General features: G+C 56.4%; 13 protein-coding genes and 1 pseudogene. 3 read left to right on the top strand and 11 right to left on the bottom strand.

Annotated elements, in window-relative coordinates:
* Positions 1-253: 253 nt before the first annotated feature.
* The 7 genes from MTX78_RS12590 to MTX78_RS12620 all read right to left on the bottom strand — a co-directional run bounded on the left by MTX78_RS12590 (position 254) and on the right by MTX78_RS12620 (position 9,184).
* On the bottom strand, positions 254-2,989 hold the full coding sequence (locus tag MTX78_RS12590; protein ID WP_243794562.1) for a choice-of-anchor I family protein: 2,736 nt from the start codon (positions 2,987-2,989) through the stop codon (positions 254-256).
* Positions 2,990-3,093: 104 nt separating this feature from the next.
* Positions 3,094-3,891: a class I SAM-dependent methyltransferase gene (locus tag MTX78_RS12595; protein ID WP_243794564.1), complete on the bottom strand. Its 798-nt coding sequence runs from the start codon at positions 3,889-3,891 to the stop codon at positions 3,094-3,096.
* Positions 3,884-4,936, bottom strand: a complete 1,053-nt coding sequence (locus MTX78_RS12600; RefSeq protein ID WP_243794566.1) for a hypothetical protein — start codon at positions 4,934-4,936, stop codon at positions 3,884-3,886. Before MTX78_RS12600 ends, MTX78_RS12595 begins: the two co-directional genes overlap by 8 nt.
* A gap of 308 nt (positions 4,937-5,244) precedes the next feature.
* Positions 5,245-6,741 (bottom strand): GH1 family beta-glucosidase, encoded by a 1,497-nt coding sequence (locus MTX78_RS12605; protein ID WP_243794593.1) that lies wholly within the window; start codon positions 6,739-6,741, stop codon positions 5,245-5,247.
* Positions 6,742-6,887: 146 nt separating this feature from the next.
* Positions 6,888-7,910: a glycosyltransferase family protein gene (locus tag MTX78_RS12610; RefSeq protein WP_243794595.1), complete on the bottom strand. Its 1,023-nt coding sequence runs from the start codon at positions 7,908-7,910 to the stop codon at positions 6,888-6,890.
* A 165-nt stretch (positions 7,911-8,075) separates the two neighbouring features.
* On the bottom strand, positions 8,076-8,969 hold the full coding sequence (locus MTX78_RS12615; RefSeq protein ID WP_243794597.1) for a UDP-2,3-diacylglucosamine diphosphatase: 894 nt from the start codon (positions 8,967-8,969) through the stop codon (positions 8,076-8,078).
* The gene (locus MTX78_RS12620) at positions 8,966-9,184 is read right to left on the bottom strand and encodes a hypothetical protein (RefSeq protein ID WP_243794599.1); all 219 of its coding nucleotides are present in this window, start codon (positions 9,182-9,184) and stop codon (positions 8,966-8,968) included. Before MTX78_RS12620 ends, MTX78_RS12615 begins: the two co-directional genes overlap by 4 nt.
* A 240-nt stretch (positions 9,185-9,424) precedes the next feature.
* On the opposite strand from MTX78_RS12620, the gene MTX78_RS12625 reads away from it, so the two are divergent.
* Positions 9,425-9,985 carry a hypothetical protein gene (locus tag MTX78_RS12625; RefSeq protein WP_243794601.1) on the top strand — a complete coding sequence of 187 codons (561 nt, stop codon included), beginning with the start codon at positions 9,425-9,427 and terminating at the stop codon, positions 9,983-9,985.
* A 281-nt stretch (positions 9,986-10,266) separates the two neighbouring features.
* Here MTX78_RS12625 and MTX78_RS12630 read toward each other — a convergent pair whose 3' ends face one another.
* Positions 10,267-10,779 carry an NUDIX domain-containing protein gene (locus MTX78_RS12630; RefSeq protein WP_243794603.1) on the bottom strand — a complete coding sequence of 171 codons (513 nt, stop codon included), beginning with the start codon at positions 10,777-10,779 and terminating at the stop codon, positions 10,267-10,269.
* A gap of 385 nt (positions 10,780-11,164) precedes the next feature.
* Here MTX78_RS12630 and MTX78_RS12635 point away from each other — a divergent pair, with 385 nt between their 5' ends.
* Positions 11,165-12,595, top strand: coding sequence for a DEAD/DEAH box helicase (locus tag MTX78_RS12635; RefSeq protein WP_243794605.1), 1,431 nt, complete (start codon positions 11,165-11,167; stop codon positions 12,593-12,595).
* Positions 12,596-12,855: 260 nt separating this feature from the next.
* The gene (locus tag MTX78_RS12640; RefSeq protein ID WP_243794607.1) at positions 12,856-13,356 is read left to right on the top strand and encodes a hypothetical protein; all 501 of its coding nucleotides are present in this window, start codon (positions 12,856-12,858) and stop codon (positions 13,354-13,356) included.
* Positions 13,357-13,537: 181 nt separating this feature from the next.
* Here MTX78_RS12640 and MTX78_RS12645 read toward each other — a convergent pair whose 3' ends face one another.
* The 3 genes and pseudogenes from MTX78_RS12645 to MTX78_RS25435 form a co-directional block, all read right to left on the bottom strand.
* Positions 13,538-13,705, bottom strand: a complete 168-nt coding sequence (locus MTX78_RS12645; RefSeq protein ID WP_243794609.1) for a hypothetical protein — start codon at positions 13,703-13,705, stop codon at positions 13,538-13,540.
* A gap of 763 nt (positions 13,706-14,468) precedes the next feature.
* Positions 14,469-14,897, bottom strand: a complete 429-nt coding sequence (locus tag MTX78_RS12650; protein ID WP_243794611.1) for a hypothetical protein — start codon at positions 14,895-14,897, stop codon at positions 14,469-14,471.
* Between the two features lie 189 nt (positions 14,898-15,086).
* Positions 15,087-15,206 (bottom strand): annotated as a pseudogene (locus tag MTX78_RS25435) (helix-turn-helix domain-containing protein); the annotation flags it as partial.
* Positions 15,207-15,291: the final 85 nt, after the last annotated feature.

Below are 15,291 nucleotides of genomic sequence, written 5' to 3' on the forward strand. Positions count from 1 at the left end.
ATAACAACGATGAAGTATAGCACTAGGACAGGCCAATATACGGAACCCTGGGGCACGTTGCGTGGCATCAGCCTGTAACCCGCCATTCCTCATCAAGTAGGCGCTGCGTGTTCTATGCGCCATATACCAGCCGGGAAATCAATCTTCGGTAACCAGAAAAATAAAGCCCCAGCCAGTAGTTGGCTGAGGCTTTTTTAGAGGTGGGTAAGAATAACGAGGGGTAGTGTAGAGGGATAAAACACGAAAGCAGTATCTAGCGCACCACCAGCTTCGAGCTGGCACCATCCTCGGCGCGGAGCACATAGACGCCCGGCGCAAGGCCAGCCGTTTCAATTTGTTGAGCGGCACGCAGCATACGGACCGGGCGGCCCAGCACGTCGTGCAGCGTACCACTTACTGCCCGGCTTAGCTGCACCTTGCCGCCCTGGCTCGGATTTGGGTAGAGGTGCAATGGCGCCGCGTTGCGGGCTGTTTTGGTGCTCAGCACCCCGCGGGTTTGGATGTTGTAGATGGATACCGTGCTGCTTACCTCGTTGGCTAGCAACAGCAGCGGCTGGCCCGTCGGGCTATTGGCGGCCGAAATAAACACAATGCCTTCGGGGCCCTGGTCGCCGGTGCCGTCGGTGGTGCTGCGGTTGTTGATGTACTGCACCAGCTTTGGCTGCGCCGGGTCGTTGACGTTGAATACGGCCACACCCCCAATGCGTTCCAGCGAAACAAAGGCGTACACCGTGTCCCGGATCATCCCCGTCGTGACGCCTTCGGGCTCGGGGCCTTTGTCGTCGGAGCGGTTCTTACGAACGGGGTTGCCGGTGGTGTTGCTGGCATTGAAGATGGCGCCGTACGTAGGGTCGGTGCTGGTAACGCGCTCCAGCAAGTCGCCGCTGTCGTGGACGAGGGCGCCCGTGCTGGCGTTGTAAACGCTGAACGAGCGACCTCCGAGGGCATAAATCTGGTCGAAGTCCCCGTCCCCGTCGGTGTCGCCTAGTTTGTTGGTGACGTTCAGACGGCCGAGTACCTGGGTGTTTTTCAGCAGTGCCGCGTTTGGAAACGCCGTGGGGTCAAGCACATAGGCTGCCTCACCAAGCCGGTTGATTTCGTTGAGGGCGTCGTACTCGCGGGCATCTCCCTCGTTGGCCGTAATCAGGTAGCGCTGCCCGGCCACCTCAAATGAGGCAATGGCATCGGGCTGCCGCATCCCCCGGATCGGCCAGTTAGCCATCAGGATGTCGGGGGTTTGGTCGGAGGCATCGAGGCCGAAGCCGGCCTGGCTATGGTCTTGGTAGCCCACTGTGCGCAAACTCGTGAACTGCCGGGTGGTCAGGTCGAGCGTAGCAATGGCGTTGTTTTCCTGGAGCGTGATGTAGGCCGTCCGTGAGTCGGCAGACACGGCCACGTACTCTGGCTCTAAATCCTGCGCTACTGTGCTGGGCGTTGCCGCGGTGCCGCCGTACAACCGGATGCCTGCCGCCCGAAGCGCAGCGGCTTGGCTGTTGTAGCTGGCAAAATTCAGCGTCGTGACACTGGCCTGGGTGACGCCGGCCACGCCGTTCGCGAAGTCAATAACCGATACCGAACCTTCGGGGTCGGTGGTGTAAGTAGAGTTAGGCTCGCCTTCGTTGGCGGTGATAAGCAGCTGGCCATCGGGCGAAAACGTAATCATGTCAGGCAAGGCCCCCACTGTTACTTGCTTGAGGAAAGCCCCGTTCTGGTCGAAAAACACCACACTGCCGTTTTGCTGCAGATTGGAGTTCTCTATAGCGCAGGCTACCACCCCGTTGCGCACCGCCACCGAGTTGATACCACCATACGGCAGGATGTTGATAGAAGCTACCGACGTGAGAGCCGCCGGATTGGCCATGCTCAAAATATCCAGCTTGCCCCCTGCCGAATTAGCCACGTACAGGCGTTGCGTGGTAGGATCGTGAGCCACAATTTCGGCCGAGTTGGTACCGGCCGCTCCATTCTGGTACGAGGCCCCCAACCGGCTGAGCGTGAGGTTGCGGGTTTGCAGCGGGGCCTGCGTATCGTTGTCTTTGATATACACCAACACCTCGGTAGCGCTTGCCGTGAGCGTGGCATTGGTAGGGTTTTGGAGGCGCAATGCGAAGTACTCCGCTCCTTCGGCCAGCATATCATCCGTCAGCGGCACCACTACGGTTTGGGGGCCTGTGGCACCAGCCGGGAACGTGAGCGTTTGCGTGGCGGCATACGTGAAATCGGTGCCGGGCGTAGCCGTGCTCAGACCGGCGACCAAGGCTACCTGCACCGTGCTGGCGGCGGTACCGGGGTTGGTGATAGAGACGGGAACACTCACGGTACCCCCATTTTCGTTGGCCACCACCGTAGCCGCCGTCAGGCCCAACGCAGGCACTACGGGAGCAGTGGCGCGGCCTACTTGCACTTCGTCCCAGGCCGCCCAGTCGTCGTTGCCGTTCTGCTTGGCGGCCAGGCGCAGGCGTACGGCCGTGCTACCTGCCGGAATAGATACGGTTACGGTCTGATAGGCCCGGGTGTCTTTGCTAAGCTGCGTGTAGGTTTTGGTGGCCGGCCACGTGGTACCGTTGTCGAACACCACCACGTACGCCAACGAATCAGGATTATCGAAGGCGTTGCTGAAGTATTGAAACGAAACTGTATTGGCAGCGGTAGTACCACTCTGAATGGCTACGGGGGCGAAATCCAGAAAGTGCCACACCGAGGCAGCGCCCGTAGCGGGCCCTTCCAAGTCGCGCATACCCCAGAGCTGGGCGCCGGCGGCTGGCACTGCGGCGGTACCGGCAGTGCCCGTGGTTCCCACGGTAGCCAGGGCCGCCCACTGGTCGTTATCGGCTACTACGTTGTAGGTAGCGGGGGTGGCCGTGAAAGCCCAGGTATCGGCGGCGGTGCCTTCGAATCCCTGCCGCACACTCTGCGCTGCTGCGGGCGTGGTACCCAAAGCAAGGAAGACCAAGCCAGTTTTCACTCCCGAAAGTAAATATTGACGCATCCAAACAAGGTTGATAGTAGATGCATCAAAGCTACCGGGAGCTTATTACGGTATAGTTATCTGCTAGTTATGGAATTGTGAAGCCCAGCAGTGAGTCTGCTCTGTTAACGGGCAGGCTGTTCAGCCAGCAGCACCGATGCTATTCCACCGGTGAGTTGCTCCACCCGAACATTGATAAGGCCGGCGGCACGGCAGGCCGCCGCCACCTCATCGAGCGTGGCAAATCGGCGCGCATACGACAACAGGTGCGCGTGTATCGTGAGAGGCCCTCCTATCTGCTGCAACAAGCAGTTGAGGGCCTGCATATAGTGCAGGCATACCAGGCGCCGCCAGCCACTGGCCGGCACCGTCAGTTCAAGCAGCGCCACCGTGCCGCCAGGCACCAGCAGGCGGACTATTTCAGCGGCCAACGCCGGATAGGCAGCCGGCGCCAACGTTTTCAACCCGAAAGCACTCACCACCACATCCGCTGAACCAGAGGCCAGGCCGCTACAACAGGCGTCGGCGTGGTGCAGGCTCACTTGCTGGCCCGCTGGCAACGCAGTACGACGGCGGGCGGCGGCGTGCAGCATCGAAGACGAGAAATCGACGGCCCGCACTCTGCCCGTTGGCCCCAGCCTGGGCAACAACCGGCTCCATAGCTCACCGGTGCCGGTCATCAGGTCAACCACCCGTTGTCCTGGTGCCAACGGTAGCCGGGCCACCAGCTGGCGCCGCCACCACCCCGTAAGGCCGGCCACCAGGATGGCGTGCCAACGATACGTGAGAGCCATATAATTGAAGAGTTGACGCACAAGTGCGGGCTCGTAAAGTGGAGGAACCGTGGCCACCACTCGTGTTGCGGGAGTTGCAGGGGTTGGTGCTGGCCGCATCAGCACCGGTAGCAGCATGGTCTTATTCATGTTCCACTTGCTGCTGAAGGGTGGTCAGGACCCGGGTGTGCATATCGTCGAGCAGGTAGTCGCTCCAGAGCTGCCAGTAGCCGCGCGGCCCGATGCTGTGCTGATACACGGTGCGCGCTTCCAGTAGCGTGCGGCCGCCCGGCAGCGGTTGCAGGCGAAACGTACCGGTGCTCACCCGGAAATAGCCGTGCAAGTGCGGGGCATGAATCCGGGGGTATGGACTCAGCTCCTTCATGGGCTCGGGCGTGACGGGCACCTTGAATTGCAGTTCCCGCTCTGGCACCCAGTGGCTGACAGGCAAATGGGCCACGGCTTTGCCTGAGTAGGCCACCGTCAGTTCACGCCCACCGGTTGCGGTTGTGCGCAACGCCGTTCGGGTAGGATATGCCACCCCAGCCCGAAACAGCAGCCCTACCCGCTCCGGATACTGCACCGGCTGCACCAGCGCCGCCCACACCCGGGTCGGCGGCGCCTGCACCACCAGCTGCGTCACCACCTCATGAGGTGGCGGAGGCGGGGTGTTCTCGTTTTCGTAGGACTGTAAGGCCGGATATACCAGCACCAGCGCCGCCAGCACAGGCACGGGCCGCCGACTATCACCGCCGAGCGCCCTGGTCATTCCTTCGCCAAGCGCGGCTCCCATCAAGGCCATCACCAACGCCACGGGGAAAGCCATCAGCACGCAAATCAGGCCTTCTATTCCGCCCATAATCAGCAGGCCCATGGTGCAGAGCAGCGCTAACGTAACCACCACGGCCAACGCTGGCCGGAAAAGCCGCCGCTGGCCCACTGGCCGACTCAGGTTATAAAGAATGGCAGCGGCCAGCCCACAAATCAAGGGCGAGAATAGAAAGAGTGTCATGCCATAAGCCCGAAACTCTTGGGTGGAAATAGCCATCAGCAGCGCCCCCAATAGGCCAGCTCCTCCCACGGCAACTAAGGCACTACCCGTCGAGGTGGAGTACCAGGGCAAGTCCGTGGTTTCAAAAGAATCTGGAGCGCCGGCTTCCGGGTCAAGTGGTGGTTCATTGCGTTCGGTAGACATAACCAGTAAGAACTAGGTGAAAAATCACTCAACTGGTTTTGCCGCTCCGCCTGCACCCCACGTCCAACTATGGAGCACTATCCAACTCTCGCCAGCCTTGCCTCAAATGTATTTTCTTATTTTCAATATTTATTGAAAGTTTGGTATAAATATTTTCCTCCTATTTATCAAGAGCAAAAGCCTGCACAGTTGGGAAACCATGCAGGCTTTTAAAGCTGCTTTGCCTTGTATAAGAGCACCGCTAAAGCTCTTTTGCCCCGGCCGGATTCAAGCTACCGGAACAGCCAAGCCCAGGGCCCTGAGGCAACTCAACTACCCAAGGAAGATGAGCCCGGCACCTGATAAACTGACTGAACCGGCGCTTCCGAAGTGGCCAGTGGGGTTCCGGTTCCGGCAGGCAGGCTTCCTTCTTCGCCCGCCAGAAACTTGCTGTACCACTTCCCAGAGTCTTTGATGGTGCGCCGTTGCGTTTCGTATTCCACATGCACCAACCCGAAACGCGGCCCGTAGCCTTCGGCCCATTCAAAGTTATCGGTGAACGACCAAGCAAAGTAGCCATCCACACGGGTGCCTTCCTGCCGAGCACGCAGCACCTGCCCGATACACGCTTGAATGTATGCTTGTCGGCTGGCGTCGTGTACGCGGCCGTTGGAGGTTAACGTATCGGGGAAAGCCGCACCATTTTCTGTCACGAGCAGGCGCGGTGCATTTGGGTAAGCACCAAATTGTTTTAACATATGGTACAAGCTCTCCGGAAACACCTCCCACCCCATATCGGTATGCGGTACTCCGCGGGGGGCGGCTCCTACTAGAGAGGCCCACAACAAAGGCACAAAGGGCGAGTGCCGAACCACTTCCCGAGTGTAGTTCTGCACCCCCAAAAAGTCGAAGTTAAAGGGCATCAGCTTGTCATCGCCGGGCCTGATATAACGCTCCATCCAGCCCAGCAGGGGCACATCGGCTACGGGGTAGCCCAGCCCGAGGGCCGGCTCTACAAACAGACGGTTGAGCAAGGCATCGGCCCGGCGAGTGGCGCGGGCGTCGCGGGCGTGCCCCAGCCGCCACGGCGTAACGTAAGAGCACGAAAACGTGGTGCCGATTTGGGCCTCGGCAGGCAATACGGCGCGAAGTGCTCGGCCACCTTCCGCCTGCGCCAACGTAGCATGGTGGGTAGCCGCCAGAAACGCGCCCAAACTACGCCGGCCCGGTGCATGAATACCCAACAAGTGGCCGGCCCCGGTGAATACCATCGGCTCGTTGAGCACCATCCAATGCTGCACCCGGTCGCCAAGGCGGGCGGCCATGCGTTGAGCGTACTCTGTGAACCACCCAACAATATCACGGTTGGTCCAGCCGCCTAGCTGCTGCAGGGTTGAGGGCAGGTCCCAATGGTAGAGCGTGGGCCAGGGAGTGATGCCACGCTCCAGACAGCCATCCACCAAACGGTCATAAAAGTCTATACCCTTTTGGTTAACCTCGCCTATACCATGCGGTATAACGCGCGACCATGAAATGGAAAAGCGAAAATCCTGTATTCCCATTTGGTTCAACAAGTCTAAGTCCTGGGGCCAGCGGTGGTAGAAGTCCGTGGCTACTTGCGCCGTTTCTGCCCGCTTGATGCGGCCCCGTTGCCGCACAAAATCATCCCAGATACTAGGCCCTTTGTCGTCTAGATTCCACGCCCCCTCTGTCTGGTAGGCGGCGGCCGAAACACCCCACCGGAAGTCGGGCCCAAAGTCCGCTCGGGTCACACGAGGGGGCGTAGTTGGGGGAAAAAAAGCGGCGGGTAGCGAAGTAATAGCCATAGGTGGAAGCGGAACGAGAGGGATGGCACCAGCCCTCCGGTACCTTAAATACGGCAAAGGGTAGCGCACAAACCCAAGAAGTGGGTGATTCGTGGCAACCAGCTAAGCAGATACGTTGTGGGATAAAAAAGTAGTTGCGCCTCCACTTAGAAACGACTCGCCAACGCTTTTTGCGAGCTCACTTCTGCCAGGAGGTTGTCCAACACTGCCCCTGTCTCGTCGGGGTACTCTACGGGTATCACCGTATCCTGCTGCAGCCACTGGTCGATAATGGCCAGGCTTTTATCCTTGAGGTTTTTCACAACGGGCACCCCCATCTGGGACAAGGCGGCGGCGTTGCACGTTTGCTCGTATTGGTTGCGCATGGGCACCACCAGCAGTTTCTTGCCCAGATACAAGGCCTCGGCGGGCGTTTCGAACCCAGCCCCGCACAAGACCCCGGCGCTACGAGCGAGGCTATCGGTGAAAGCCGTTCCGCTCACGGGCCTCACCCGTACGTTGCCGTACTCCGACTCCTGCTGGCTGTGCTTGCTAAACACCTCCCACCGTACGTCGCGGCTGAGGTAGCGCAGGCGTTTCACCAGCGTTTCCTCATCGAAAGCGGGCAGATACACGGTGTAGTGGCCGTGGTTTTGGGGCGTCAAGGCCCGTACCTGCTGCCGAATGACGGGCGTGGAAATGCGCGGCTCGTAGCGCTGGAAATGAAAGCCAAACTGCTGCGTGCTGGGGGCATAGTGCCGCAGCACGGCCCGGCCTACTATATCATCGTCTTTGGGTCGCGGGGCCGCGTCGTGCAGCACCGCGCTCTGGTGGCTTAGCGCTACGCATGGCACCTCGCGCAGCCGGCACGCCCATGCCGACACGGGCTCGAAATCGTTGATGACGACATCGTAGCTTTCCACGGGCAGTTGGCGCATCTCGCGCACAAACGCAGCTGAATTGAGTTGCCAAAAAGTCTTCAGGAAATTGATGCCGCCTTTTTTGCCGAAGATAAAGCCCATGCCGTGGTAGCGGTAGCGCACCTCGAAGGGCAGCTGCACGTCGGCCGGCGGCCCACTTACCAACAAATCAACCCGAGAGGCCCGTGCTTGCAGGAGTGGAACAATATCGAGGGCGCGGCTGAGATGACCGTTGCCGGTGCCTTGAATAGCGTAAAGGATGCGGGGCATTCGTAGTAGGTAGTGCTTGCTCTGGCTAGATAGTAGGCAGCTGGATGATTGGAGGGGTGCGTACTAGTATCCAGTATTTAACAAGAGAAGCGTTGATTTCAAAAAGTCAGTTGCCGTGTACGGTGCAGCAATGTGGTGCTACGTAGCGCCTACTCACTGCATGACTCATGACTTACGCAATTGAAACTCCGCCAACAATCCATCAAGCAACGTGGCCACCGGCATATCGGCGGCCGAATCTTCCTCGTCAACCTCTTCCGGGGCTTGGTCGGGGTGTTGCAGCATCTTGGGGTCGTCGGCGTAGCGGTAGAGTTGCCAGCCAGTTTTGGCGGTGTATTCCAGCGCGGTCAGGTTTTCCACCCAGTCGCCGGAGTTCAGATAGACGACATCTCCCTTTTCAGTGTTTATCGGCCTGATTTCAGGACAATGAATGTGCCCACAGGCCACGTAGCTGTACCCCTGATCGACGGCAATGGTGGCGGCGGTTGTTTCGAAGTCGCTCACCAGACTCACGGCGCTCTTCACGCGGTCCTTCACGGCTTTCGACAGGGCTACTCGCGGGCGGCCCAACCGGTGCAAACCCCAGTTTACCATCCGGTTGATTAGAATTAAGAGGTCATAGCCTTTGGCGCCCAGCTTGGCCAGCCAGCGGGAGTGCCGCATGGTCACGTCGAACACGTCGCCGTGGAAAAGCCAGGTTTTGCCGTGGGGCAGGTCCAGCACCAGCTTGTTGTCGATGCGAAAAGCTCCGAGGCGAGTGCCAGCGAATTTGCGCAGAAGCTCGTCGTGGTTGCCGGTGAGGTAGTGGATATGAGTACCCTTGGCGGCCAACCCCGCCAAATGGCGTACCACCCGCATGTGCGTAGCCGGCCAGTAGCTTTTGCTGAATTGCCAGATATCTACAATATCACCATTCAGCACCAGCACCTTGGACTTTATGCTTTTGAGGTAGCGTAGCAGTTCGGTGGCGTGGCAGCCATACGTGCCCAGATGGACATCAGAAACCACGGCCACCTCCACGCGGCGACGCTTCTTGGTGGGCGAGCATGCAGTAATCAAAGGGCGGGGCGGGGTCTGAGGCGCGCACTCGGGAGCGTGCGCCGGGTGGGTGGGGTATCCTGCGATTCCTCGTCGGCGTTATGAAACCGAAAAGGCAATCGTAGTGCCCCCATAGACCGCAGCAGGAAGGCCAGTACTAGAGCCAGCTGGAACATGACGTAGGCTGCTCCGCGCACTATCTGGTGCAGCAGAGGTATTGTCAGGGGAGCGCGCATAAGAGAAAGCCGTTTTTACCCGTCTCAAAGTTCGTCTTCCCCTATGAAGCAGGCGTTATGAGGGCGTTACCATTACGTCACGTTTCGTTGAGGCCTGTGTTACGCTTCATACACCCCCCAAACCACTAGCATCTAGCGGGTGAAACAGGTTTTTGGACGAAATCCAGTCAGCTGCATGTAGCACTTACCTATCTTTGGGAGCCTGAAACCTTACTTTCAAGCCTAAATCTAGCTTTTCATATGAAGAGAATTATTCTCCTGGCTGCCCTACTAACTTGTACACTAGCGGCTTCGGCCCAATATATGCCCGGCAAGCCTCGCAAGAAATACATGGTTGCCAAAAAGGATGAGGAATGCCAGTACGTGCTTAACGTCACCAAAAACACAGACGAGGATGCCGAAGTAGATGCCTGCGTCACACGCGTAGCCTACCGTCCGTACGCCGATTTGCTCACTGAAATCGACGCCCTCAAAAAGATCAAGAGTTGGGCCGACACCACGTATCAGCGGCGTTTCAGCCAGTTGCCTCCTGGTGGCGAGCTAAGCGTAACTATGTACCGCCGTGGCTCAGCCAACGCCGACCCGGCCCTGCTCAGCGTGGTGGGGAAAGACAAAGAAGGCAAGGAAGTGTTCAATGTGCCTTCCTTGGAAGCAGGCAATGGCCGCTTCTGGAACCGCGACTTGTACATGAGCAAACGCACTATACCATTTGTTAAAACAGAGGCTCCTCAGGATATAACAGTGCTTATTAATGACGCCAAAACCAAACAAACATTTGAATATATTATCAAGACTCAATAATTAAAGTAAATTTTTATTTCACTCATTATTAGCCAACTATACACTATAACAAAAAAGCTGCAGCCTCTTGAGGCTACAGCTTTTTTGTTTATACAAATGAATACAGACCATCCAAACTGGAATCTGCTGAAATAGCTCAACAGGCTCAAATGTTTCATACAGGCTGCCGTTGCACTGGTAATTGAAGCCCACTACGTTATGCGGATGTCCGCGCTACTCTCCGCATAACGTAGTGGGCTTTATCGAAACACAGATAGTATGGAGCGTATCCGTGCTATTTTTCACTTACGGAGTTGCGCCCACTGTACAGCTATCAGTGTTTTGGCGTCTTCGTACTGCTGGGCTACCAGTTGCTCGTGGGTGAGGACAACGCTTTCGATTTTCTCGCTTTCTTCGACTAGCCCTCCTCCTTCCCCACTCTTATTGCTTACCTCAGCGAAAAAGATGGTGATAACTTCAGCGTTTGCGCCAGGTGAAGGATAGATTCGGGCAATTTGTTCTAGCCGGTCCACATCGTACCCTAGCTCTTCCTGTACCTCGCGGCGGATAGCAGTTTCGGGTGTTTCGTCTCCATCAACCATTCCGGCGGCAATTTCCAGCACTTCCGCCTCCGCTCCTACCCGATATTGGCGAGTCAGTAGGTACCGCTCCTGCTGAGTGTCCCACACTAGGGCTGCCACGGCGGTGCCAGGTTCGAACCGTTCGCGCTTCAGCTGCTCGTCCCCGTCTTGTATAGTGAGTAAAGAAACCTTGAAATGGCCGTCGTAAGCAGTTTTTCGGCTGATAATTTCCATGAGATAAAACAGATGGTGAAGAATTTTCAGGAAAGTAAACGGAAAATAGCGCCGCAGGTGTTGACGTAGTTCTATCTACTGCATTCCGGTTAGCTGTCAGCTACTTTATTACGAGGGTATGTGCCTGTAAGCCAGTGTCTACTCCATTTTTCTAGAGCTTTCTTTTGTAGTGAGGCTGCCCCTGCACTAAGGGCACACACGCACTGTTGAGCTGCTTTTGATTGTACTTCAGCGCCCCTCAACCGGGCTTTTATTGCGAATGATAGGGGTGCATGAACCCAGTACCGCCCATTTCGCCGTAAAACCACCGACCTTTGCATTCTTGACTAGTACCCACAGCCCATCTGGCCACCATTAGGGCGCGGCCTCGCTTTTTTTCTTTTTGATGTCTTTCGACGAATTAAACCTGATTGATCCTATCCTGCGTGCTCTGCATGAGGAAGGCTACACGAACCCTACCCCAATCCAGCAGCAGGCTATTCCGCAGGTATTGGAAGGCCACGACTTACTAGGCGTAGCTCAAACCGGTACCGGCAAAACCGCTGCCTTCACCGTCCCGATTCTCCAGATTCTGCACCAGACGGCGCAGGTAGAGCGTCACGCGCCTGGTCGCATCCGCTGCTTGGTGCTTACGCCCACCCGGGAGCTGGCTATCCAAATCAATGAGAGCTTTGGGGCTTATGGCCGTCATCTGGCCAAGTTGCGCTCCACCGTCATCTTCGGTGGCGTAAGCCAGCACGCCCAGGTCCAGACCTTGAAACGCGGAGTGGAAGTTCTTATTGCTACCCCCGGCCGCTTGCTTGACCTCATGAGCCAGGGCTTTGTTGATCTGCGTAACGTGGAAGTGTTCGTACTTGACGAGGCCGACCGCATGCTCGACATGGGCTTTATCAACGATATCAAGCGCATTCTACCCAAGCTGCCCACTTCCCGGCAGACGCTCTTCTTCTCGGCTACTATGCCGGCTCAGATTCAGGAGCTGGCGAACACCATCCTGAAGCCAAACCCCGTGAAGGTGGCCGTTACGCCCGTTTCGAGCACGGCTGACACCGTGACGCAAGGTGTATACTTGGTTGACAAAAACGACAAGGCCGATTTGCTGGAGCATGTGCTCCGCGATTCCAGCATCAAGCGGGTATTGGTGTTCACACGCACCAAGCATGGCGCCGACAAAGTGGTGAAGACGCTGGCCAAAGCCAACATTCCGGCCGAAGCCATCCACGGCAACAAGTCGCAGAACCACCGGCAGCGGGCTCTTACCAACTTCAAGGCCGGCACCACCCGCGTACTGGTGGCCACCGACATTGCTGCTCGTGGTATCGACGTCGATGACCTTACGCACGTTATCAACTACGAAGTGCCAAACGAGCCAGAAACCTACGTGCATCGCATCGGCCGGACTGGACGCGCGGGCGCTTTCGGTACGGCTCTTACGTTTGTAGAAGACGAGGAGCGCGCTTATTTGCAAGACATTCAAAAGCTGATTCGCCGCCAGATTGACTTGGTAGCCGACCACCCCTATACCACGCGGTCAGTAGCGCCAGTTCTGTTGCACGGTAACGAATCCATCAAGCGGCCCAAAGGTCCTGCTGGCCGTCCGCCACGGCCGGGCCGGGAAGGAAATGCGCCGCGCGCCGCCCGCCCGAGTCATGAGGCTGGGGCCCAACGTGGTGGCTCAGACCGCAACCGTGCCACTGGCAACCGCCCTGCTGCCGCCCGTCCTGCGGGTGAGCGGTCAGCGGGTGGCGCCAGCTCAAGCGCTGGCCAGGGACGCCGTCCTTACCGGGGCGGTGGTGGCAACAGCGGCCGTTCATAGCGGCTACTAACAGCGGTTTCTGTACTGGTTTTTGTTTCAGCTCAGCCCTGGCAGTGATGTCGGGGCTGTTTTGCTTTATAGCCGCAGGAAACTTGCTACCTGAATGGTACGAAATTCGGGAGTAGATAGTATCAGGTGGCTGCTTGGAAATTTTGGCGGGAGTTAATAACTCGTTTAGCAAACAAAACACCAGGTATCAGTATTTTACAAGCAGCGGTTGCAATGCCGCTGCTATCCATCCCTCTGACGACGTTTGATTTATGGCTCACAGCACTCTTCCCGTCATTCAGGCACTCCGCGACACGGCTCAACGCCTGGCAACCCAAGCTCCCTACCAATGGGGCCATATGGGCAGCTGCAACTGCGGCCACTTGGCCCAGACCATCACGCATCTAACCAAGGGCGAAATCCACGCCCGCGCCATGCAACGCTACGGCGACTGGGAGCGGCAACTGATTGACTACTGCCCTACCAGCGGTTTACCCATAGATACTACCATTGACGAGATGTTGGCCCTAGGCTTCACTCGCACTGATCTTACGCACCTAGAGCGTCTTTCTGACCCAACTATCCGGGGTGCCATCCCTTTCGAACGGCGTGATGCTTTGCGCCACAACCAACGCGACGACGTGGTGCTCTACCTGCGTACTTGGGCCGCGTTGCTGGAAAACCAACTATTAGCAGGCATCGAGTTGCCTGACCTGCAACCTGCAGCAGTGCAAGAAACTAGCTCATTACCCGCCGCGGTGTTGGTAGGCTAGTCCAACTCACCCTCGCGCCTACTACAACTAAAAGCCCCACCAGACGCTGCGTCTAGTGGGGCTTTTAGTTGTGGCTACACTGCAGAGTAAGGCAGCGTGGCTCTAGTATAGCAAAGAGTAGAACCTGTAAAAGTCTGCTACTGCTAGCAGACCAGGTAGTCTTACAGCAGCTAACAGCTTCTTACTTGGCGTTGCTGCGCTGTGCCTCCCGATAGCCTTCGGTGCGGTGACTACGCTTGTAAGCGGCATCAGCATCCGGGTCTTTCTCGGCATCAGGAGCTTGCGAGCAGGATGACAGGAAAAGCGAGGCGCTAGCAGCGAGCAGGAAGAGCAGACGGAATTTTTTCATAGCCCAAAGGTAAGCAGCCCCCTTAAAAACGCCAAGCATACTTACCGCTTCTATTTGTGTTGCGGAGCGCTGTTAAGGATGAAGCGTAGGTATAGGCGGGAACAACGACTTATTGCAGCACGCAACATCTGTAAACTAACTGTGCAACCGCTTACTACTACAACCAGCTTTGCCCATCATTTTACTTTTGACAACTGCTTTATGAGATACAAAAAGGGTGTTAATGATCGTGTCCTGCGAAATCAGATGACGTCAAACGGCGTAGGCGAAGCGTGCACCATCTAATACAAGACTTTTTAGTATAGCTAAAGCAATTAGTGCCTAGCCATTGCTCCGCTTTATAATTTTTCCACCCTGTATGGGCTGTCAATTATTTTAGCAGATCCTTCAGCAAACGAGAGACGATTTTAGTCAAGCTAAATTTTATCTTAAAGTTGTATCGTTAGCATACACTATTTCTAAAACTACAACTTTATGCAACTCTTATTTTTGATTGATATACAGATGTTTATAACAAATAAAAATCACTGTACCATTGCCGGCTACTCTATACTACTGTTTTATACTTTACTTATTACACTTTGTCTTATACAGTCTATAATAGCAGCAAGTTACGGCTTTCCAGCAATGCTGATAAAGGGCTAGGATTCAACACTGCCAAATTGCACTAGAATTTGTCTGCTACACAGACATCCTATAAATGGCTTGTAATTACCTTGGCAGACAGCAACCGTTGACCACTTAGCATCATATGGCAAGCCACCTACTTAGCGTCGGGCTGATAATCAGTGAAAGTGCCATCTTGATAGAAAATAACTATGCGGCGGATGGCCTTATTCTTCTCCACAAATGCCTGAGCTTGTGAGGGAACTACGGTTTCCGTTTGGATAGTGGAGCCAGTAGGCGCTTTACCCCCCAGTGAGGTGGCTTCAAGGGCAGAACTGCTAGCTGATGCTGCTGTATAGGGATATGCTAGCGGTGGTGTAGGGACGTGCGGAGGGGTAGCACCCGCTGTATTGCCAGTTGGCGTGAGAGACGGACCTGCCGCTGGGGCAGTAGGAAACAAAGGCCAATTCGGCGCGGGCGCTCCTGGTGCTTGGCTAGCGCCCACTACCGTGCTTTGCTGGCCTTCAAACGCGCCGCCTGATGGCGCTATATCAGTTGTTGCCTTGTCACGCATTGCTTCAGGCATGTCGTGGGCTACAGGGGGCGTTTCTGACGCTCTAACAGCTGTCGCTCGCCGGGTTGAGGAACTTGCAGGTGCCACTGGGCTTGGTGTATCACTCACCTTCGGAGCTTGCATAGCCCCAATTCCTTTCATTAGCCAGGACAATGATAGATCTGGAAACGCTTCGCTGATCTTCTGGACCACTTCTAGGCTAGGCTTATTTCTGCCGCTAAGGATGTGACTTACGATGGGGCGGGCCACACCAATAGCATCAGCAAACTGCGTTGGCGATAATTGGCGAGCATGTAGAATCTCCCGAATACGATCAACCATAGAGCAAACATGTAATCATTAACAAATGTACTGCAATAATCACGTGCCTTACTCCTTGCATCTACTTGTTACCTATGTAAACTGT

The organism is Hymenobacter tibetensis (genome assembly GCF_022827545.1).
Classification (GTDB): domain Bacteria; phylum Bacteroidota; class Bacteroidia; order Cytophagales; family Hymenobacteraceae; genus Hymenobacter; species Hymenobacter tibetensis.

What these genes read in the sequence shown, in the direction of transcription:
- MTX78_RS12590 (WP_243794562.1), bottom strand. Translation starts at nt 2,989, where the DNA reads ATGCGTCAATATTTACTTTCGGGAGTGAAAACTGGCTTGGTCTTCCTT.
- MTX78_RS12595 (WP_243794564.1), bottom strand. Translation starts at nt 3,891, where the DNA reads ATGAATAAGACCATGCTGCTACCGGTGCTGATGCGGCCAGCACCAACC.
- MTX78_RS12600 (WP_243794566.1), bottom strand. Translation starts at nt 4,936, where the DNA reads ATGTCTACCGAACGCAATGAACCACCACTTGACCCGGAAGCCGGCGCT.
- MTX78_RS12605 (WP_243794593.1), bottom strand. Translation starts at nt 6,741, where the DNA reads ATGGCTATTACTTCGCTACCCGCCGCTTTTTTTCCCCCAACTACGCCC.
- MTX78_RS12610 (WP_243794595.1), bottom strand. Translation starts at nt 7,910, where the DNA reads ATGCCCCGCATCCTTTACGCTATTCAAGGCACCGGCAACGGTCATCTC.
- MTX78_RS12620 (WP_243794599.1), bottom strand. Translation starts at nt 9,184, where the DNA reads ATGCGCGCTCCCCTGACAATACCTCTGCTGCACCAGATAGTGCGCGGA.
- MTX78_RS12625 (WP_243794601.1), top strand. Translation starts at nt 9,425, where the DNA reads ATGAAGAGAATTATTCTCCTGGCTGCCCTACTAACTTGTACACTAGCG.
- MTX78_RS12630 (WP_243794603.1), bottom strand. Translation starts at nt 10,779, where the DNA reads ATGGAAATTATCAGCCGAAAAACTGCTTACGACGGCCATTTCAAGGTT.
- MTX78_RS12635 (WP_243794605.1), top strand. Translation starts at nt 11,165, where the DNA reads ATGTCTTTCGACGAATTAAACCTGATTGATCCTATCCTGCGTGCTCTG.
- MTX78_RS12640 (WP_243794607.1), top strand. Translation starts at nt 12,856, where the DNA reads ATGGCTCACAGCACTCTTCCCGTCATTCAGGCACTCCGCGACACGGCT.
- MTX78_RS12645 (WP_243794609.1), bottom strand. Translation starts at nt 13,705, where the DNA reads ATGAAAAAATTCCGTCTGCTCTTCCTGCTCGCTGCTAGCGCCTCGCTT.
- MTX78_RS12650 (WP_243794611.1), bottom strand. Translation starts at nt 14,897, where the DNA reads ATGCCTGAAGCAATGCGTGACAAGGCAACAACTGATATAGCGCCATCA.